Consider the following 17,283-nt stretch of genomic DNA (forward strand, 5'->3'; position numbering starts at 1 on the left):
AGGCGCCGCGCGATCCGGGCAACATGGCTCAAACGGCATATGGCGTGGCTGCGCAAGTGCGCCGGATAGTCTGTGGCTCGTTTCGCCCGGTACGCCATATCCGCTTCTACTATAGGCGCGCTGGCGTGGGATGCGAACGCAAAGCCTGCAAGGGGCATGCCGCCTTGGCTGCCGCGGCGCAGCAACCGTTCAGGGCTGCTCGGACGAAGGTGAGGGCTCGCTAGCGTCCGCTGCGACATCGGACGCCAGGCTGGCCAGTGCGGCCTCGCGCTCACGCAGCGTAGCGAGCATGTTGCAGAACAGCGCACCCTGTTCGAGCGCATCGTCCAGCGCCACATGGGTGTGCGGCAGCGGATCCATCCAGGCGGCCGGGAAGGCCGCCTTGACGGTCTTGCGGTAGGGGCGCCCGGTCAGCGCAAAGCCCAGCGTCTTGATGTCGAGGGCGGCCCAGCCAAAGGGCGAGCGCCCGGCGAACCGCATCATGTACCAGAACATCCAGGTGAAATCGAAGCCGGCCGGAAAGGCCACGAAGACCGGCTTGCCGGGCAGGCTCTCGACCCATTCGACATAGCGGACCATGGCGTCCTCGGGGCGCTGCAGGTCGCGCCGGCAGGCGCTCCAGGCTTCGGGCTGGGTTTGCCACCACTGCATCTGCACCGGGTGGCCGGCGGCGCCGGGCAGGGTCTCGAGGTTGGCGGAGAACGTGCCCACCACGGTCTTGTCCGCCAGCATTGCCGCGGACGCGAACGACAGCATCGAATGCGGGCCCGGGATCGGGCCGTCGGCTTCCACGTCGGTGCTGACGTAGATCTCCGGGCGGGTGTCGGGCACCTGTCGCTTGGCCACGGCCTCAGCCCACGTCGGTCAGGTGATCGGCCACGAACGGGTTGTTGCGGCGTTCCACGCCGAAGGTGGAGACCGGGCCGTGCCCGGGAATGAAAGTCACGTCCTCGCCCAGCGGCCACAGCCGCGTGCGGATCGAGCGGATCAGATCGGCATGGTTGCCGCGCGGGAGGTCGGTGCGGCCGATCGAGCCGGCGAACAGCACGTCGCCCACCACCGCCAGCCGGTTGGCGCGCGAGAAGAACACCACGTGGCCGGGCGTGTGGCCGGGGCAGTGGTAGACCTCCAGCGTCTCGTTGCCGAACTGCACGGTGTCGCCGTTCTCCAGCCAGCGGTCTGGCTCGAAGCTCTCGGCGTGGCCGAAGCCGAAGCGGCGCGTCTGCTCGGGCAGCTGCTCGATCCAGAAGCGCTCGTCCTGCTGCGGACCTTCGATGGGGATATCCAGCTCGCGCGCGAGCGCTGCGGCGCCGGCGCAGTGATCGACATGGCCATGCGTCAGGAAGATCTTTTCCAGCGTGACGCCTTGCTCCCTGACCGCCTCACGGATGCGATCCAGGTCGCCGCCGGGATCGCAGACCGCGGCGCGGCCGGTGCTTTCATCGATCAGCAGCGAACAGTTTTGCTGGAAGGGCGTGACGGGAATGAGCAGGGCTTTCATGGACGATATCTTGTGCGCCGGGCGCCTTCTGGCCGGGCGCCACGGAGTGGCCCGCACGGACGGCGGGCGGTGCCCAGCATTGTAGCGCCGGGCGGCGATTCCCCGCCCGCGATGCAAGTCGTGTGCTTTATGCATTACCCGCGCGAAAGCCCCGTCTCGGGCGGGAATCCCTTGCCACAAGCGGGATTCCGGGCAGATAGGTCATGATCGTGCGAAATCGCACAGATTTCGTAACAAAATGAAAGAGATAGTCGTAAAGAGTCAATGTTAGACTGCCGCCCATGTTACGGATCTCCGCTCTCGTTAAGCGCTGGCAACGGCTGGCCAAGCTCGGCGCATGCACCGCATGTGCCGTGGTGCTGGCCGCCTGTGCCACGCCCCCTGAAGGCGACAACGCAAGCAACGACAACGCTGGCGCCGTGCCCACGCGCGCGGCAAAGAACGGCAAGGCCGGCAAGACCGATCGCACCGACGCAGACAACAAGTCCGCGCGCGCCTCGGGCGGCGGCAGCTGGAACCTGTTCGGCTATGACGCGGACGATGGCCGCAGCGGCAGCTCGCTGGACGGCCTGCGCGCCGACATCGGCACGTTCGAGCAGCGCGGCGTTTCGTCCTGGTACGGCAAGGGCTTCCATGGCCGCAAGACCGCCAACGGCGAACGCTTCGACATGCGCGCCATGACCGCCGCCCATCCGACGCTGCCGCTCGACAGCTGGGTGCTGGTGCGCAACCTGCGCAACAACAAGGTTGCAGTGCTGCGCATCAATGACCGCGGGCCATACCACGGCAACCGCGTGCTGGACGTGTCCTACGGCGCCGCGCGCCGCCTGGGCTTCGTCGAACGCGGCGCCACCAACGTCGAAATCCGCCGCCTGACGCGCACCGAAGTGGCCGCGCTGGGTCCGCAGATCGATGCCGGCGGCACCGAGGCCGGCGACGGCAGCGGCGACGACGACGTATCCGTGCCGGAACTGGCCAACTCGCTGGCGCCCGCCAAGGCGCGCAAGTCGACCAAGGCCGGCGGCAAGACCGTCAAGCGCACACGGCGCTGACCAGGGCAGCGCCGCCGCATGCCGCCGCGCGCTGACACCTCTGCTTTACCTTCCTCCTCCCGATCCCGGGATCACGCGCGCACCGCGTCAGTCCTCTGCCTGCCCCGCGCGCTGCGCCAGCGCCAGCTGGTAGAGCGCATCGGTGCCGGCGCCGGTGATGGCGGCCGCCAGCTTGGCGGCGCGCTTGGCCGGCAGTTCCGCCAGCAGCAGCGCCAGCACGCGCTGGGCCTCGGCATCCGGCAAGCCATCCGCGGCAGTTGCGGCGCCAGCGCCTTCCACCACCAGCACGAATTCCCCCTTGGCCCGGTTCGGGTCGGCGGCCAGCCAGGCCGGCGCCTGCGCCACGGGCAGCACGGCGATGTCCTCGAACAGCTTGGTCAGTTCACGCCCGACCAGCAGCCGGCGCTCGCCTGGCAGGCCCGCGGCCAGCGCTGCCAGCGTGTCGGCAATGCGGTGCGGCGCCTCGTAGCAGACCCAGGCGTGGTCCAGCGCCGCCAGCCGGGCGATGGCCTCGGTGCGCGCCTTGGGCTTGCTGGGCAGGAAGCCGACAAAGGTGAAGCGGCCTTCGCCGGCATCGAGCATGTCGCCCGCCACCGACAGCGCGGCCACCGCGGCACTGGGGCCGGGCAGTGGCACCACCGGATGGCCGGCGGCGCGCACCGCCTCGACCAGGCGCGCACCCGGGTCGGAGATGCCCGGCGTGCCGGCGTCGGAGACGTAGGCGATGCGCTCGCCGGCCGCCAGGCGCGCCGCGATGCGGCCCGCGGCCTCGCGCTCGTTGTGCTCGTGCACGGCCACCAGCGGCCGCTGCAGGCCCACGCGCGACAGCAGCTGGCCGGTATTGCGGGTGTCTTCGCAGGCCACGGCGTCGGCCAGGCCGAGCACATGCAGCGCGCGCAGCGACAGGTCGGCGACGTTGCCGATGGGCGTGGCCACGACATAAAGGGTGCCGGCCGGGTAGGACTGGCTGGCCGCCAGGGAGATCCAGTCACTCATGCTTGAGAACTTCCGTTGATGCCATCATTCAAATCCACCACGCAGTTGCAAAACACACAGCTACGCGGTGCGCAGGCGGAGGACCGGGCCCTGGCACACCTGCGGCGCCAGGGCCTTGAGCCCGTGGTGCGCAATTATCGCTGCAAAGGCGGCGAGATCGATCTGGTCATGCGCGCGCCGGACGGCACGCTGGTGTTCGTTGAGGTGCGCCAGCGCAGCGGCCGGGGCTTCGGCGGCGCGGCCGCCAGCGTCACGCCGGCCAAGCAGCGGCGCGTGCTGCTGGCAGCAGCGCACTACCTGGCCACGCTGGCGCAGGTGCCGCCGTGCCGCTTCGACGTGGTGGCCCTGGAACCCGGCCGGCTGGACTGGCTGCAGCATGCCTTTGACCAGGATGCCGCCGGGGCTGGTTCATAATGCGCGGCAGACCCTAAGGTACGATCCGCGGATCGCAATGGCAACAACAAGGCCCCAGAGCCATGAGTATCGACAGTATCCAGCAACAATTTCTAGACAGCGCCGAGACCAAGCGACAGGCCGCGGCGGTGATGGCCCCCTATATCGACGCCGCCGTGGAACGCATGGTCGGCGCGCTGACCAGCGGCAACAAGATCCTGGCCTGCGGCAACGGCGGCTCCGCAGCCGATGCGCAGCACTTTGCCGCCGAACTGGTCGGGCGCTTCGAGCGCGAGCGCCCCGGCCTGGCCGCGATCGCGCTGACCACCGACAGCTCGATCCTGACCGCGATCGGCAACGACTATGACTTCAGCAAGGTGTTTTCCAAGCAGGTCGAGGCGCTGGGCCAGCCCGGCGACATCCTGCTGGCGCTTTCCACCTCGGGCAATTCTGCCAACGTGATCGCCGCCATCGAAGCCGCGCGCCAGCGCGAGATGGCCGTGGTTGCGCTGACCGGCAAGGGTGGCGGCACCATCGCCGGCCTGCTCGATGAATTCGATATCCACCTGTGCGTGCCGAGCGAGCGCACCGCGCGCATCCAGGAAGTGCACCTGCTGACCCTGCATTGCCTGTGCGACGGCATCGACGAGGCACTGCTCGGGGAAGCCTGATGCTGCCTTCCTCCCATTCCCAACATCCAGCCACAGCAAGGACCGCATGACGAACCTGCCCACTACGCAAGCCCCCCGGAACGGCGCCGGCGCGCGCCATCCTTCCCGCACCGCCGGCCTTGGCCGCGCCAGCCTGGCCGCGGCGGCCGTGCTGGTCTGCGCCACCCAGCTCGCCGGCTGCTTCCCCGTGATCGCCGGCGCCATGGGGACCGGCGTGGCCATGGCCACCGACCGCCGCCCGGCCGCCACCCAGACCGTGGACCGCGGCCTGCAGCTCGAGGCCGAGAACACCATCAACTCGCGCTACCGCGGCCAGGCCCGCGTCAACGTGACCGTGTTCAACCGCAAGGTGCTGCTGACCGGCGAAGCCAGCAACGACACCGTCAAGCAGCAGGTCGAGCAGTATGTGCGTGGCCTGCAGAATGCGCGCGTGGTGATCAATGAGCTCGAGGTCGTCAACTCGCCGGGCTTCATGACCCAGAGCCAGGACGCCTACCTGACCAGCAAGGTCAAGACCCTGCTGATGACCGCCGACGGCGTGCCGTCCAACTCGATCAAGGTCACCACCGAGAAGAGCGTGGTCTACCTGCTGGGCGTGGTCACCGCCGCCGAGGGCGACCGCGCCACCGACGTGGCGCGCAATGCCTCGGGCGTGACCAAGGTGGTCAAGGCCTTCGACTACGTCAACGACACCGAGCGCGCGCGCCTGGACTCGGCTTCCACCTCGCAGAACCCGTCGTTCGACGGCAATGTCGGCACGCCGGCGCCGGTGCAGTCGGTGCCGGGCGTGGGCGGTCCGATCGATGCGCCGGCCGGGGCCGCCACGGGCACCACCGCGACCACCAGCCCGGTCGCCGCACCGGTGACTTCGCCGGTGACGCTGCCGCCGGGCCGCAACCTGCCCTGAGCACACGCCCGGCCCAGCTTCCCGGGCCGGTTCCGACGGCGTCCGCTCATGCGGACGCCGTTTGTCCTTCTGCGGTTTTCACCGCACACGGTCCCTGCCCGATGTGCTACGGTAGCCACGCCGGCCGCCCCCAAGCGGAACCCAGTGCCGGCCCTACACGGAGCGAGACCATGACAATCTTCCCCCGGCCCGCTGTGTTGCTGCGGCTGGCGCTGCTGGCCGCGGCGCTGTGCGGCGCCCAGCCGGCGCTGTCGGCAGACAGCGCCGCCCCTGCCACCGATGCCGCGCTGCGTGCGCGCAGCCAGGCCGCCGCCTGCACCAGCTGCCACGGCCCCGCCGGGCGCGCGCCGGCGGGCAGCACGATCCCGCCGCTGGCCGGCCGCCCGCAGGCGGAACTGGCCGCGCAGATGCAGGCCTTCAAGGCCGGCACGCGGCCGGCCACGGTGATGCACCAGATTGCCAAGGGTTACAGCGACGACCAGATCGCGGCCATCACGGCGTGGTTCGCCGCGGTGCGCTGACAGCGGGGGACTACCATGCAAAGACGAAGCTTCCTGGGCGCCGCGGGCGCCGCAGTACTGGGTTCGGTCGGGGTCGGGTCGGCACGCGCCGCGGCGCCGGCCAGGGTGGTGGTGGTGGGTGGTGGCTACGGCGGCGCCACCGCCGCGCGCTACCTGCGCGAGTGGAGCGGCCAGGCGATCGAGGTCACGCTGGTCGAACCCAATCCGGCCTTTATCTCCTGCCCGCTGTCGAACCTGGTGCTCGGCGGCAGCCGGCAGCTGGCGGACCTGACCTTGCCGTACGACGCGCTGGTGCGCCGCCACGGCGTGCGGCTGGTGCGCGATACCGCCGTGGCCATCGACCCGGCCAAACGGACCGTGCGCCTCGCGGGCGGCGCCACGCTGCCCTACGACCGCCTGCTGCTGTCGCCCGGCGTCGAAATGATGAGCGATGCGCTGCCCGGGCTGAAGCAGCCCGGCGGCGACCAGGTCCTGCACGCCTGGAAGGCGGGCCCGCAGACCGTTGCGCTGCGCCGCCAGCTGGAGGCCATGCCGGACGGCGGCACCTATGCCATCAGCGTCCCGCTGGCGCCCTACCGCTGCCCGCCGGGACCCTACGAGCGCGCCTGCCAGGTGGCGTACTACTTCAGGCAGCACAAGCCGCGCAGCAAGGTGCTGATCCTGGACGCCAACCCCGACATCACCTCCAAGGCCGGGCTGTTCCGCAAGGTGTGGGCGTCGCAGTACCCGGGCATGGTGGAATACCGGCCGCAGTTCAACGCGGTGGATGTGGACCCCGCCACGCGCACGCTCAAGTTCGAGGTGCAGGACGACGAGCGTGCCGACGTGCTCAACGTGCTGCCACCCCAGCGCGCCGGTGCGATCGCGGTGTCGGCGGGGCTGGCCACGGCCAATGGCAAGTGGTGCGAGGTGGACTTCGTCACCTTCGAGTCGCGCGCCGCGGCCAATATCCACGTGATCGGCGATGCCATCCAGATCGCGCCGCTGATGCCCAAGTCGGGCCATATGGCCAACCAGCATGGCAAGGTCGCGGCCGCGGCCATGGTCGCGCTGCTGTCGGGCCGGGCACCCGACCCGCAGCCGCTCTACAACAACACCTGCTACAGCTTCACCTCCGACCGCGAGGCGGTGCACGTGGCCAGCGTGCATCGCTATGACGCGGCGCAGAAGACCATGGTCACGGTGCCGGGATCGGGCGGGCTGTCGGAGGCGCCGAACCAGCTCGAAGGCGACTACGCACTGGCATGGGCCAAGGGCATTTGGGCGGAGATGCTGGGGTAGGTGCAGGGCGGGCCATGCCCCGAAGGCCGGGGGCTGCTACCCTACGGGTTTTGTCCGGCACTGTGCCGGGCCGCGCCCCCCAGCCCCCTCATGCAAGCCAGAGACCGTCTACTCGCCCTCGCCATCGTCTGCGTCTGGGGCGTCAACTTCGTCGTCATCAAGGTTGGCCTGGCGGACATGCCGCCGATGCTGCTGGGTGCGCTGCGCTTCCTGCTGGTGGCGTTCCCGGCGATTTTCTTCGTGCCGCGCCCGCGCGTGCCGTGGCGGCTGCTGCTGGCCTACGGCGTCACCATCAGCCTGGGCCAGTTCGCCTTCCTGTTCTACGCCATGGCGGTCGGCATGCCGGCCGGCCTGGCCTCGCTGGTGCTGCAGTCGCAGGCCTTCTTCACGCTGGCCATTGCGGCGCTGTGGCTGGGCGAGCCGGTGCGCTGGCACAACATCGCGGGCATGGCGGTGGCGGCGGGCGGGCTGGCCCTGATCGGGGCCGGTGCCGGCAGCGCCGGCGGCATGAGCGTGGCGGGCTTCGTGCTGACGCTGTGCGCGGCGTTCTGCTGGGCCAGCGGCAATATCGTCAGCAAGAAGATCGGCCCGGTCGACCTGCTGGGGCTGGTGATCTGGGGCGCGCTGATCCCGATCGTGCCGTTCGCCTTGCTGTCGCTGTGGGTCGAGGGCCCGGCGCGCATCGTGCAGAGCGTCACCCATGTGTCGGGCATGGCCGTGTTCGCCGTGGCCTACCTGGCCTTTGCGGCGACAGTGTTCGGCTACACCATGTGGGGCCGGCTGCTGACGCGCTACCCGGCCAGCCAGGTGGCGCCGCTGACGCTGCTGGTGCCGGTGGTGGGGCTGGTGTCGGCGCATGTGCTGCTGGGCGAGGACCTGTCCGGCGCGCAGTGGGCGGGCGCGGCAGTGGTAATGGCCGGGCTGCTGCTCAATGTGTTCGGCCAGCGCCTGTGGGCGGGCAGGGCGCTGGCGCGCCGCTGATCCTCCCGCCGCACTTATGCTGTGCTGCATCAGTGGGTAAACACTATATGCGCATTCACGCATATACGAATATATTGGATGCCATGGAAGAGCTGGATCGCGTATTCGAAAAGGTATCGGGCTACTTCAGCCTGTTGGCGGAGCCGACGCGGCTGAAGATCCTGCACGCCTTGTGCGATGGCGAGAAGCCGGTCAGCACGGTGGTCGAGACGGTGGGTTCGTCGCAGACCAATGTGTCGCGGCATCTCAACGCGATGTACCGCTCGGGCGTGCTGTCGCGCCGCAAGGAGGCGAACCTGGTGTTCTACGCCATTGCGGACGAAAGCGTGATCGAGCTGTGCCGCACGGTCTGCGTGCAGGTGGCGAGCCGGCTGGAGGACAGCGCCTTGCCCTCCGGCGTGGTCGACCGCTTCATGGCACAGCCGGCACCCGAAGCCCCGGCGCGCAGGCGGCGCACCGCAGGCTAGCTCAGCTCTTCCGGTAAACGGATCGCTGCCGCACCCGCTGCAGCGGCCCGATAACAGGCACGCCGACCGGTCCAAGGGCCGTGGCGAGCGCGCCGGAGGAGACCGATTTGCAGGAACGGAACCGGCCCGGGCGCATCGTGCCCGCGCCCGAGCACTTCGTCAGCGCATCGCTGCAGCAGGACATCGGCCGGCACGGCCTGGACGCGCCGCGGCGCGACTTCCTGCGCAAGAGCTTCCTGGGCGCGGCCGCGGGGATTGCCGCCGCCACGGCGGGCCGCCAGGCACTGGCAGCCGACGGCGATCCCGCCATCCTGCAGCCGCAGCCGTGGGCCACCTCGCTCGGCCAGCCGGTGGCTGCACGCCCGTACGGGCAGCCCTCCGTGCATGAGAAAAACCTGGTGCGGCGCGAGTCGCCGGGCCTGACGCGCGTCTCCGCCGCTTCGGTGGCCTTCGCGCCGCTGCAGGGCTTCTTCGGCATCATCACCCCCAACGGCCTGCATTTCGAGCGCCACCATCAGGGCTGGCACGATATCGACCCGGCCCGCCACCGCCTGATGCTCAACGGCCTGGTGCGCACGCCGCGCGTCTACACCATGGACGACCTGATGCGCCTGCCGGCGGTGTCGCGCATGCATTTCATCGAATGCGGCGCCAACACCGGCATGGAATGGGGCAACGTGGCCGTGCCCACTGTGCAGTACACCCACGGCATGCTGTCGTGCTGCGAGTTCACCGGCGTGCCGCTGCGGGTGCTGCTGGACGATGCCGGCGCCGACCTGCGCCGCGGCCGCTACCTGCTGGCCGAAGGCGGCGATGGCTCGTCGATGACGCGCACCATCCCGATGGAGCTGGCCGACGAGATCATCGTCGCCTGGGGCATGAACGGCGAGATGCTGCGCCCCGAGAACGGCTATCCGCTGCGGCTGGTGGTGCCGGGCGTGCAGGGGGTGTCGTGGGTCAAGTGGCTGCGCCGGCTGGAGCTGGGCGACCAGCCCTGGAATGCGAAGGACGAGACCATCCACTACGTGGACATGATGCCGGACGGCAAGCTGCGCCAGTACACCTCGATCCAGGAGTGCAAGTCGGTCATCACCACGCCTTCGGGCGGGCAGCAGATGGTGGGCAAGGGCTTCTACAACATCAGCGGGCTGGCGTGGTCGGGGCGCGGGCGCATCAGGCGTGTCGATGTCTCGACCGACGGCGGGCGCAACTGGCGCAGTGCGCGGCTGGAGGCGCCGGTGCTGTCCAAGTGCCTGACGCGCTTCAACCTGGACTGGGTCTGGGACGGCGGCCCCGCCATCCTGCAAAGCCGCGCCATCGACGACACCGGCTATGTGCAGCCGAAGCTGGGGCAGCTGCGCGCGGTGCGCGGCACGCGCTCGATCTACCACAACAACGCTATCCAGAGCTGGCAGGTGGCGGCAGGCGGCGAGGTGTCCAATGTCCATGTGGGCTGAACTCAGGACCGCCGCCGCTCTGGTGCTGGCAGCCGTCAGCGCCGCCCCGGCGTGGGCGGGCACGGCCGACGCGCGTGCGGCACTTGGCCGCACCGCCACGCCCGCCGAAGTCGCCGCGTGGGACATCGACGTGCGCCCGGACTTCCAGGGCCTGCCCAGGGGCAGCGGCACGGTGGCGCAGGGGCAGAAGGTCTGGGACGGCAAGTGCGCGTCGTGCCACGGCGACTTCGGCGAATCCAACGAGGTGTTCACGCCGCTGGTCGGCGGCACCACCGCCGAAGACATCAGGCGCGGCCGCGTGGCCGGCATGACCGGCAACCAGCCGTACCGCACCACGCTGATGAAGGTCAGCACCGTCAGCACGCTGTGGGACTACATTCACCGCGCCATGCCGTGGAACGCGCCCAAGAGCCTGAGCGTGGGCGACGTCTACGCGGTCACCGCCTATATGCTGCACTTGGGCGAGGTCGTCCCGGCCGACTTCACGCTGTCCGACGCCAATATCGCCGAGATCCAGCGGCGCATGCCCAACCGCGACGGCATGACCACCGGCCACGGCCTGTGGCCGGGGCGCGGCCGCCCGGACACGCGCAATACGGCCTGCATGAAGGATTGCGCCGGCAAGGTGGCGATTACCTCGTCGATACCGGACTATGCCCGCGATGCCCATGGCGAACTGGCGCAGCAGCAGCGGAGCTTCGGCCCGGTGCGCGGCGTGGCCGCGGGCAATACCGTATCTAAAAGTGCTGCATCAGCTCCTTCGGAGCCGGCCGCGCCGGGCGCGCGGCTCACCAGCCAGTACCAGTGCATGGCCTGCCATGCGATGGACCGCAAGCTGGTTGGGCCGTCCTTTGCCGACATCGCCGGCAAGTACAAGGGCCAGGACGCGCATGGCGCGCTGGCGCGCAAGGTCAAGGCAGGCGGGCAGGGCGCATGGGGCAGCGTGCCGATGCCGGCGCAGCCGCAGATCCCGGATTCCGACGTGCAGGCCATGGTGGGCTGGATTCTTGAGGCAAAATAGCGGACTGGCCACCGCAGTGCCCCCGGGCGGCGGCCAGTGTGTGCCGCGAAGCCATTGCAGTACGGCCCAGCGGCCTTTGCCGTCCCCACGGCTTTACAGAGCTTGGAGAGCTTAACAATGAAGCAGTTTGTCATCGCAGCGCTGATGCTCGGCGCCGCCGCATCGGCCCACGCGGTCGATGCCGCCAAGGCACAGGAGATCGCCAACAAGAACGCCTGCATGGGTTGCCACCAGGTCGACAAGAAGCTGGTCGGACCTTCCTACAAGGAAGTGGCCGCCAAGTACAAGGGCGACAAGAACGCCCTGGCGACGCTGACCAAGAAGGTCAAGAGCGGTGGCTCGGGCGTCTGGGGCCCGGTGCCGATGCCCGCGAATGCGGCGCTCAACGACGCCGACCTGAAGACCGTGGTCGAGTGGGTGCTGGCTGGCGCCCCCGCCAAGTAAGCCTTACCGACCAGGCGGGCAGTCCGCCGATGCACCAGGCCGGGCGGTGAATGCCGCGCGGCCAGGACAGACCAGCGGCCGGCCATGTACCGGCCGCATGAAGCAGATCCCCGAAGCGGTCATCGACCGACTGGAACGGAGTAGCCGGAGAGCAGAAACATGAATTCCAAACGACGAGAAGTGCTGCGGGTCACCGCTGTCCTGTCGCTGATGGCCGCCACCGGCCTGATCAGCGAGGCGCAGGCGGCCGAGTGGAACAAGAACGCCTTCGACGGCAAGAGCGTTGCTGACGTGATCAAGGCGCTCGGCGGCAGCGGCACCGAGAAAAGCACCGCCATCACCTTCACCGCCCCCGATATCGCCGAGAACGGCGCCGTGGTGCCGGTGGCCGTGACCAGCACCATCCCGGATACCGAGCAGATCGCGATCCTGGTGGAAAAGAACCCCAACACGCTGGCCGCCGACTTCATCATCCCGGCCGGCACCGAGCCGTTCGTCTCCACGCGCGTGAAGATGGGCCAGACCTCGGTCGTGCATGCCGCGGTCAAGGCCGGCGGCAAGTGGTACGTGGCATCGAAGGAAATCAAGGTCACGCTGGGCGGCTGCGGCGGCTGACGCCGCGCCCCGGATCGAGATTCCCAAACTGCAACAGGAGAAACACATGGCAGACCCGATGCGCGTACGCGCCACCGAAAACGGCGGCGTGGTTGACGTCAAGATTCTGATGAAGCACGACATGGAAACCGGCCAGCGCAAGGACGCATCCGGCAAGGCCGTGCCGGCCTGGCATATCCAGACCGTGACCGCCCAGTGCAAGGGCAAGGAAGTGTTCCGCGCCCAGTTCGGCCCGGCGGTGTCGAAGGACCCGTTCCTGAACTTCAAGTTCAAGGGCGGCGCCAAGGGCGACAAGGTCGCAGTGACCTGGATCGACAACAAGGGCGACAAGCGCACCGACGAAGCGACCATCGCCTGACAGCCGTTCCGCGGCCGGCAGGCCATGCCGTCCTCTGCTAAGGTTCGGGACGGATGCCGGGACTGGCCCGGCGGGAAGGAACAACATGCGGCGAGCATTTATTCGAGCATCGGCGGCACTGGCCGCCATCGGCCTGTCGGCAAAAGCCGCGGCCCAGGCCGCGCCGGCTGCGGGCAAGGGCGGGCGCATCAAGGTGGTGTACCAGCTGTCGGAAGGCATCGACCAGGCGGTGCGCGCGATGGGCAACCTGCGCAACCACCTGAACGGCGCGCCGGGAACGAAGATCGTGGTGGTGGCGTTCGGCTACGGCATCGATTTCCTGGTCGAAGGCGCCAAGGATGCGCGCGGCAACACCTTTGACGGCCCGGTGGGCGCGCTGGCCTCGGCCGGGGTGGAGTTCCGCGTGTGCCGCAACACGCTGACCGCACGCAAGATTGCGGAATCGAGCCTGTTGATGGAAGCCAAAGTGGTACCGGCCGGCGTGGTCGAGATTGCGCGCCTGCAGGCCGAAGAAGGCTACGCCTATATCAAGCCCTGAGCCGGGCGGCGTAGCTTCCGGCAACAAGAGAGAGAACGGCCCGCCACGGTGCGAGGCCGCGAGGAGAAGCCCCATGAACACCATCCGAAGCCTGGCCCGGCGCGCCGCGCTGGCCGCGGCGGCCACCGCTGCGGTGGCCTCAGCTGCCGCCGTGCATGCGCAGGGCAGCACCGCCGACGAAATCGCCAAGTACCGCCAGATGCTGGCCGAAGGCAATCCCGCCGAATTGTGGGAAGCCGCAGGCGAAGAACTGTGGAAGAAGCCGGCCGGCCCGAAGAACGCCTCGCTGGAACAATGCGACCTGGGCAAGGGCCCGGGCGTGACCAAGGGCGCCTACGCCGAGCTGCCGCGCTACTTCAAGGACGCCGGCAAGGTGATGGACCTGGAGCAGCGGCTCGCCTACTGCCGCATGACGCTGCAGGGGCTGACCAGGGAAGAGGCAACGAAGAACCCGTTCTCGTCGTCGGGCAAGCCGTCCGAGATCGAGCGCCTGGTGGCCTACCTGACCGGCGAGTCGCGCGGCGTGAAGATGAACGTGCAGCTCGGCCATCCCGAAGAAAAGCGCACCTATGCGCTGGGCGAGAAGATGTTCTTCTACCGCGGCGGCGCCTATGACTTTGCCTGCGCCACCTGCCATGCGGTGGACGGCCAGCGCATCCGCCTGCAGGACCTGCCCAACCTGCTGACCGACAAGGGCGCGCAGGCGGCCTACACCACCTGGCCCGCCTACCGCGTCTCGCAGGGCGAGGTCCGCACCATGCAGCACCGCCTGTACGACTGCCTGCGCCAGCAGCGCTTTCCCGAACCCGCCTATGGCTCGGACGTGATCACCGCGCTGACCATGTTCCTGGCGAAGAACGCCAACGGCGGGACCTACGACGGTCCGGCGATGAAGCGCTGACCAGTACGGGAGAGACAACATGCAACGACAACACCAGGCACTGGCCATCGCGGCCCTGGCCACCCTGCTGGCAAGCGGCGCCCACGCGCAGGACAGCGCCAAGGCCCGCGCGCCCAAGGGCAAGCCCGCCGCCGTCAGCGGTGCCGATATGAAGCACCTGATCGAGGACTCGTTCTCGTCGCGCGGGCCGGTCACGGTCGAGGGCGTGCTCAACCAGGACGGCATGCAGCTGGCCTGCAGCCAGTACCCGGACCGCACCAAGGTGCCGGCAAAGCTTGCCAAGAAGATCGAAGCGGCCGAGCTCAAGCAGGTGAAATACCCCGCCGAAGACAAATGGCTGGGCGACTGGAAGGAAGGCGAAAAGGTCGCCCAGAACGGCCGCGGCATGCAGTTCACCGACCAGGTCGGCGGCACCAACGGCGGCAATTGCTACGCCTGCCACCAGATGACCAAGGCCGAGATCTCGTTCGGCAATATCGGCCCGTCGCTGTACCAGTACGGCAAGCTGCGCGGCAACTCGCAGGAAGTCATCAAGTACACCTGGGGCAAGATCTGGGACTCCAGCGCCTACGCCGCCTGCTCCAACATGCCGCGCTTTGGCCACAAGGGCATCCTGACCGAGGCCCAGATCCGCGACGTGATGGCGCTGCTGCTCGACCCGGCCTCGCCGGTCAACCAGTAAGGCCGATGCGCGCGCCTGCCGTGCTGCTGCGCTGGCTGCTGGCCTTCAGCCTGACCGGCGCCGCAGCTGGCGCGGCAGCGCTGGAGGTCGGCGACACCGTGCGCCTGCCCGACGTGCGCACGCTCGACGGACGCACGCTCAGCGCTGGCGCGCTGGCCGGCAAGCCGCTGGTGGTCGAATACTGGGCCTCGTGGTGCCCGTTCTGCGCGATGCAGAACCCGCGCCTGCAGAAGCTTTACGAACGCACGCGCGGCACGCCGCTGCAGGTGCTGACCATCAGCATCGACAAGGATCCGCGCGAGGCTGCCGACTACATGAAGAAGCGCGGCTACACCTTCCCGGCGACGATGGATTCGCCCGAGCTGCAGGCCGTGTTCGGCAAGCGCAAGGGACTGCCGGAGCTGTACGTGATCGACGCGCGCGGCCGCGTGGCGCAGAAGGAAGTGGGCGAAATGCTTGAAGACGACGTGGCGGCGCTGGAGCGGTACGCGCGGCCATAGTTTTGCGATGGCGGACGCCCGCGCCAGGGCCGACCGCCAGCGCCAATTCCAGGAAGAGACATGAACCGACGCGAGTTCCTGCAGGTGCTGGCCATTGCCGGCGCCGGCGGCATGACGTTCCCCCATCAAGACGCGCACGCCGCGCAGGCCGCCGAGGCCATGTACGACCTGCCGCGCTTCGGCAACGTCCACCTGCTGCATTTCACCGACTGCCATGCGCAGCTGCGGCCGGTGTATTTCCGCGAGCCCAACGTCAACCTGGGCATCGGCGACTATGCCGGCAAGCCGCCGCACCTGGTCGGCGACGCGCTGCTGCGCCAGTACGGCATCCGCCCCGGCACGCCGCAGGCGCATGCGTTCACCTACCTGGATTTCAACGAGGCCGCGCGCCGCTATGGCAAGGTCGGCGGGTTTGCGCACCTGGCCACGCTGGTGAAACGGCTGAAGGCGGACCGGCCGGGCGCCTTGCTGCTCGATGGCGGTGATACCTGGCAGGGCTCGGCCACCGCGCTATGGACCAAGGGCCAGGACATGGTCGACGCCGCGCTGGCGCTGGGCGTGGACGTGATGACGCCGCACTGGGAGATGACCCTGGGCGCGGACCGCGTCAAGGAGATCGTCGACAAGGACTTCAAGGGCAAGGTCGCCTTCCTGGCGCAGAACATCAAGACCAACGATTTCGGCGATCCGGTGTTCGATCCGTACGTGATCCGCGAGATCAACGGCGTGCCGGTGGCCATCATCGGCCAGGCGTTCCCGTACACGCCCATCGCCAACCCGCGCTACTTCGTGCCGGACTGGACCTTCGGCATCCAGGAAGAGAACCTGCAGCAGGTCATCGACGCAGCGCGCGGCAAGGGCGCGCAGGCGGTGGTGCTGCTGTCCCACAACGGCATGGATGTGGACTTGAAGCTGGCCTCGCGCGTGCGCGGGCTCGATGCCATCCTGGGCGGCCATACCCATGACGGCATGCCCGCGCCGGTGCCGGTGAAGAATGCCGGCGGCACCACGCTGGTGACCAATGCCGGCTCCAACGGCAAGTTCCTCGGCGTGCTGGACTTTGATGTGAAGGGCGGCAAGGTCGCGGACTTTCGCTACCGGCTGCTGCCGGTGTTCGCCAACTACCTGCCGGCCGATCCCGCCATGGACGCGCTGATCAGGAAGGTACGCGCGCCCTATGAGCAAAAACTGGGCGAAGTGCTGGCCGTCAACCGCGGCCTGCTGTACCGCCGCGGCAATTTCAATGGCACCTTCGACCAGCTGATCCTGGACGGCCTGATGCAGGCCCAGGGCGCGCAGATCGCGTTCTCGCCGGGCTTCCGCTGGGGCACCACGCTGCTGCCGGGCGAGGCCATCACCATGGAACACCTGATGGACCAGACCGCCATCACCTACCCGTACACCACGGTGACGCAGATGAGCGGCGAGACCATCAAGACCATCCTGGAAGACGTGGCCGACAACCTGTTCAACCCCGACCCGTACTACCAGCAGGGCGGCGACATGGTGCGCGTGGGCGGGCTGCAGTACACCATCGATCCGACCGCCGGCATGGGCAAGCGCATCAGCGACATGCGCCTGGCCGGCAAGCCGCTGGAAGCCGGCAAGACCTACAAGGTGGCGGGCTGGGCCCCGGTGGCCGAAGAGGCGCGCCAGGCCGGCGGCGCGCCGATCTGGGACGTGATGGCGCAGTGGCTGCGCAGCACCAGGGAAGTCAGCGCCCGCCCGCTGAACCTGCCGCGCGTGCGCGGCATGGACGGCAATCCGGGCATGGCCGCCTGATGTTGTGCGGCCCCGTCACGCGCCGCGCAGAGGATTGAAGGGCGCTGCGGTATTACGCTACAATCAACCGCCACGGGCCGATAGCTCAGCTGGGAGAGCGCTGCGTTCGCAATGCAGAGGTCGGGAGTTCGATCCTCCTTCGGTCCACCAGATATCCCGCGCAAAAGCCCCGGAAAGCCAACGCTTTCCGGGGCTTTTGTGTTTCTGCCGCCTGC

Annotated in this window: 21 protein-coding genes and 1 tRNA gene; 19 read left to right on the forward strand and 3 right to left on the reverse strand. The window is 68.8% G+C overall.

Annotation, left to right across the window (positions count from 1 at the left end; genetic code table 11):
* Positions 1-189: 189 nt before the first annotated feature.
* Positions 190-846, reverse strand: coding sequence for an exonuclease (locus I6H87_RS07890; protein WP_041687562.1), 657 nt, complete (start codon positions 844-846; stop codon positions 190-192).
* A 4-nt stretch (positions 847-850) separates the two neighbouring features.
* Positions 851-1,501, reverse strand: a complete 651-nt coding sequence (locus I6H87_RS07895; RefSeq protein WP_011616202.1) for an MBL fold metallo-hydrolase — start codon at positions 1,499-1,501, stop codon at positions 851-853.
* A gap of 281 nt (positions 1,502-1,782) precedes the next feature.
* On the opposite strand from I6H87_RS07895, the gene I6H87_RS07900 reads away from it, so the two are divergent.
* The gene (locus I6H87_RS07900) at positions 1,783-2,553 is read left to right on the forward strand and encodes a septal ring lytic transglycosylase RlpA family protein (protein WP_011616201.1); all 771 of its coding nucleotides are present in this window, start codon (positions 1,783-1,785) and stop codon (positions 2,551-2,553) included.
* A gap of 87 nt (positions 2,554-2,640) precedes the next feature.
* On the opposite strand, the gene rsmI is transcribed toward I6H87_RS07900, so the two are convergent.
* Positions 2,641-3,549, reverse strand: a complete 909-nt coding sequence (gene rsmI, locus I6H87_RS07905; protein ID WP_010812129.1) for a 16S rRNA (cytidine(1402)-2'-O)-methyltransferase — start codon at positions 3,547-3,549, stop codon at positions 2,641-2,643.
* A gap of 18 nt (positions 3,550-3,567) precedes the next feature.
* Between rsmI and I6H87_RS07910 the strand changes: the two genes are divergently transcribed.
* From I6H87_RS07910 to I6H87_RS07995, 18 genes are all read left to right on the forward strand, one after another.
* Positions 3,568-3,963: a YraN family protein gene (locus I6H87_RS07910; RefSeq protein WP_010812128.1), complete on the forward strand. Its 396-nt coding sequence runs from the start codon at positions 3,568-3,570 to the stop codon at positions 3,961-3,963.
* Between the two features lie 62 nt (positions 3,964-4,025).
* The gene (locus tag I6H87_RS07915) at positions 4,026-4,613 is read left to right on the forward strand and encodes a phosphoheptose isomerase (RefSeq protein ID WP_010812127.1); all 588 of its coding nucleotides are present in this window, start codon (positions 4,026-4,028) and stop codon (positions 4,611-4,613) included.
* A gap of 46 nt (positions 4,614-4,659) precedes the next feature.
* Positions 4,660-5,520, forward strand: coding sequence for a BON domain-containing protein (locus I6H87_RS07920; RefSeq protein WP_010812126.1), 861 nt, complete (start codon positions 4,660-4,662; stop codon positions 5,518-5,520).
* A 170-nt stretch (positions 5,521-5,690) separates the two neighbouring features.
* Positions 5,691-6,041: a c-type cytochrome gene (locus I6H87_RS07925; protein WP_010812125.1), complete on the forward strand. Its 351-nt coding sequence runs from the start codon at positions 5,691-5,693 to the stop codon at positions 6,039-6,041.
* Positions 6,042-6,056: 15 nt separating this feature from the next.
* Positions 6,057-7,322 (forward strand): NAD(P)/FAD-dependent oxidoreductase, encoded by a 1,266-nt coding sequence (locus I6H87_RS07930; protein ID WP_011616200.1) that lies wholly within the window; start codon positions 6,057-6,059, stop codon positions 7,320-7,322.
* Between the two features lie 90 nt (positions 7,323-7,412).
* On the forward strand, positions 7,413-8,303 hold the full coding sequence (locus I6H87_RS07935) for an O-acetylserine/cysteine exporter (RefSeq protein ID WP_010812123.1): 891 nt from the start codon (positions 7,413-7,415) through the stop codon (positions 8,301-8,303).
* Positions 8,304-8,350: 47 nt separating this feature from the next.
* Positions 8,351-8,770 (forward strand): ArsR/SmtB family transcription factor, encoded by a 420-nt coding sequence (locus I6H87_RS07940; RefSeq protein WP_011616199.1) that lies wholly within the window; start codon positions 8,351-8,353, stop codon positions 8,768-8,770.
* Positions 8,771-8,877: 107 nt separating this feature from the next.
* Positions 8,878-10,227 carry a sulfite dehydrogenase gene (gene soxC / locus I6H87_RS07945; RefSeq protein WP_011616198.1) on the forward strand — a complete coding sequence of 450 codons (1,350 nt, stop codon included), beginning with the start codon at positions 8,878-8,880 and terminating at the stop codon, positions 10,225-10,227.
* The gene (locus I6H87_RS07950; protein WP_011616197.1) at positions 10,211-11,248 is read left to right on the forward strand and encodes a c-type cytochrome; all 1,038 of its coding nucleotides are present in this window, start codon (positions 10,211-10,213) and stop codon (positions 11,246-11,248) included. Before soxC ends, I6H87_RS07950 begins: the two co-directional genes overlap by 17 nt.
* Before the next feature lie 117 nt (positions 11,249-11,365).
* Complete coding sequence (locus I6H87_RS07955) at positions 11,366-11,692, forward strand: c-type cytochrome (RefSeq protein ID WP_010812119.1); 327 nt, start codon at positions 11,366-11,368, stop codon at positions 11,690-11,692.
* 159 nt (positions 11,693-11,851) lie between these two features.
* On the forward strand, positions 11,852-12,307 hold the full coding sequence (soxY, locus tag I6H87_RS07960; protein WP_010812118.1) for a thiosulfate oxidation carrier protein SoxY: 456 nt from the start codon (positions 11,852-11,854) through the stop codon (positions 12,305-12,307).
* A gap of 46 nt (positions 12,308-12,353) precedes the next feature.
* Complete coding sequence (soxZ, locus tag I6H87_RS07965) at positions 12,354-12,665, forward strand: thiosulfate oxidation carrier complex protein SoxZ (protein WP_010812117.1); 312 nt, start codon at positions 12,354-12,356, stop codon at positions 12,663-12,665.
* Positions 12,666-12,750: 85 nt separating this feature from the next.
* Positions 12,751-13,203: a DsrE family protein gene (locus tag I6H87_RS07970; protein WP_010812116.1), complete on the forward strand. Its 453-nt coding sequence runs from the start codon at positions 12,751-12,753 to the stop codon at positions 13,201-13,203.
* A 73-nt stretch (positions 13,204-13,276) separates the two neighbouring features.
* Complete coding sequence (gene soxA, locus I6H87_RS07975) at positions 13,277-14,104, forward strand: sulfur oxidation c-type cytochrome SoxA (RefSeq protein WP_010812115.1); 828 nt, start codon at positions 13,277-13,279, stop codon at positions 14,102-14,104.
* A gap of 19 nt (positions 14,105-14,123) precedes the next feature.
* Positions 14,124-14,786, forward strand: coding sequence for a sulfur oxidation c-type cytochrome SoxX (soxX, locus tag I6H87_RS07980; protein ID WP_011616196.1), 663 nt, complete (start codon positions 14,124-14,126; stop codon positions 14,784-14,786).
* 5 nt (positions 14,787-14,791) lie between these two features.
* Positions 14,792-15,286: a TlpA disulfide reductase family protein gene (locus I6H87_RS07985; RefSeq protein ID WP_011616195.1), complete on the forward strand. Its 495-nt coding sequence runs from the start codon at positions 14,792-14,794 to the stop codon at positions 15,284-15,286.
* A 60-nt stretch (positions 15,287-15,346) separates the two neighbouring features.
* Positions 15,347-17,068 carry a thiosulfohydrolase SoxB gene (gene soxB / locus I6H87_RS07990; protein WP_011616194.1) on the forward strand — a complete coding sequence of 574 codons (1,722 nt, stop codon included), beginning with the start codon at positions 15,347-15,349 and terminating at the stop codon, positions 17,066-17,068.
* A 74-nt stretch (positions 17,069-17,142) separates the two neighbouring features.
* A tRNA-Ala gene (locus I6H87_RS07995) sits at positions 17,143-17,218 on the forward strand.
* Positions 17,219-17,283: the final 65 nt, after the last annotated feature.

Source organism: Cupriavidus necator (assembly GCF_016127575.1).
GTDB classification, from domain to species: Bacteria; Pseudomonadota; Gammaproteobacteria; order Burkholderiales; family Burkholderiaceae; genus Cupriavidus; species Cupriavidus necator_D.

What these genes read in the sequence shown, in the direction of transcription:
- I6H87_RS07910 (WP_010812128.1), top strand. Translation starts at nt 3,568, where the DNA reads ATGCCATCATTCAAATCCACCACGCAGTTGCAAAACACACAGCTACGC.
- I6H87_RS07925 (WP_010812125.1), top strand. Translation starts at nt 5,691, where the DNA reads ATGACAATCTTCCCCCGGCCCGCTGTGTTGCTGCGGCTGGCGCTGCTG.
- I6H87_RS07950 (WP_011616197.1), top strand. Translation starts at nt 10,211, where the DNA reads ATGTCCATGTGGGCTGAACTCAGGACCGCCGCCGCTCTGGTGCTGGCA.
- soxZ (WP_010812117.1), top strand. Translation starts at nt 12,354, where the DNA reads ATGGCAGACCCGATGCGCGTACGCGCCACCGAAAACGGCGGCGTGGTT.
- soxA (WP_010812115.1), top strand. Translation starts at nt 13,277, where the DNA reads ATGAACACCATCCGAAGCCTGGCCCGGCGCGCCGCGCTGGCCGCGGCG.
- I6H87_RS07900 (WP_011616201.1), top strand. Translation starts at nt 1,783, where the DNA reads ATGTTACGGATCTCCGCTCTCGTTAAGCGCTGGCAACGGCTGGCCAAG.
- soxX (WP_011616196.1), top strand. Translation starts at nt 14,124, where the DNA reads ATGCAACGACAACACCAGGCACTGGCCATCGCGGCCCTGGCCACCCTG.
- I6H87_RS07930 (WP_011616200.1), top strand. Translation starts at nt 6,057, where the DNA reads ATGCAAAGACGAAGCTTCCTGGGCGCCGCGGGCGCCGCAGTACTGGGT.
- I6H87_RS07920 (WP_010812126.1), top strand. Translation starts at nt 4,660, where the DNA reads ATGACGAACCTGCCCACTACGCAAGCCCCCCGGAACGGCGCCGGCGCG.
- I6H87_RS07915 (WP_010812127.1), top strand. Translation starts at nt 4,026, where the DNA reads ATGAGTATCGACAGTATCCAGCAACAATTTCTAGACAGCGCCGAGACC.
- I6H87_RS07955 (WP_010812119.1), top strand. Translation starts at nt 11,366, where the DNA reads ATGAAGCAGTTTGTCATCGCAGCGCTGATGCTCGGCGCCGCCGCATCG.
- I6H87_RS07895 (WP_011616202.1), bottom strand. Translation starts at nt 1,501, where the DNA reads ATGAAAGCCCTGCTCATTCCCGTCACGCCCTTCCAGCAAAACTGTTCG.
- soxY (WP_010812118.1), top strand. Translation starts at nt 11,852, where the DNA reads ATGAATTCCAAACGACGAGAAGTGCTGCGGGTCACCGCTGTCCTGTCG.
- soxB (WP_011616194.1), top strand. Translation starts at nt 15,347, where the DNA reads ATGAACCGACGCGAGTTCCTGCAGGTGCTGGCCATTGCCGGCGCCGGC.
- I6H87_RS07940 (WP_011616199.1), top strand. Translation starts at nt 8,351, where the DNA reads ATGCGCATTCACGCATATACGAATATATTGGATGCCATGGAAGAGCTG.
- I6H87_RS07935 (WP_010812123.1), top strand. Translation starts at nt 7,413, where the DNA reads ATGCAAGCCAGAGACCGTCTACTCGCCCTCGCCATCGTCTGCGTCTGG.
- I6H87_RS07985 (WP_011616195.1), top strand. Translation starts at nt 14,792, where the DNA reads ATGCGCGCGCCTGCCGTGCTGCTGCGCTGGCTGCTGGCCTTCAGCCTG.
- I6H87_RS07970 (WP_010812116.1), top strand. Translation starts at nt 12,751, where the DNA reads ATGCGGCGAGCATTTATTCGAGCATCGGCGGCACTGGCCGCCATCGGC.
- rsmI (WP_010812129.1), bottom strand. Translation starts at nt 3,549, where the DNA reads ATGAGTGACTGGATCTCCCTGGCGGCCAGCCAGTCCTACCCGGCCGGC.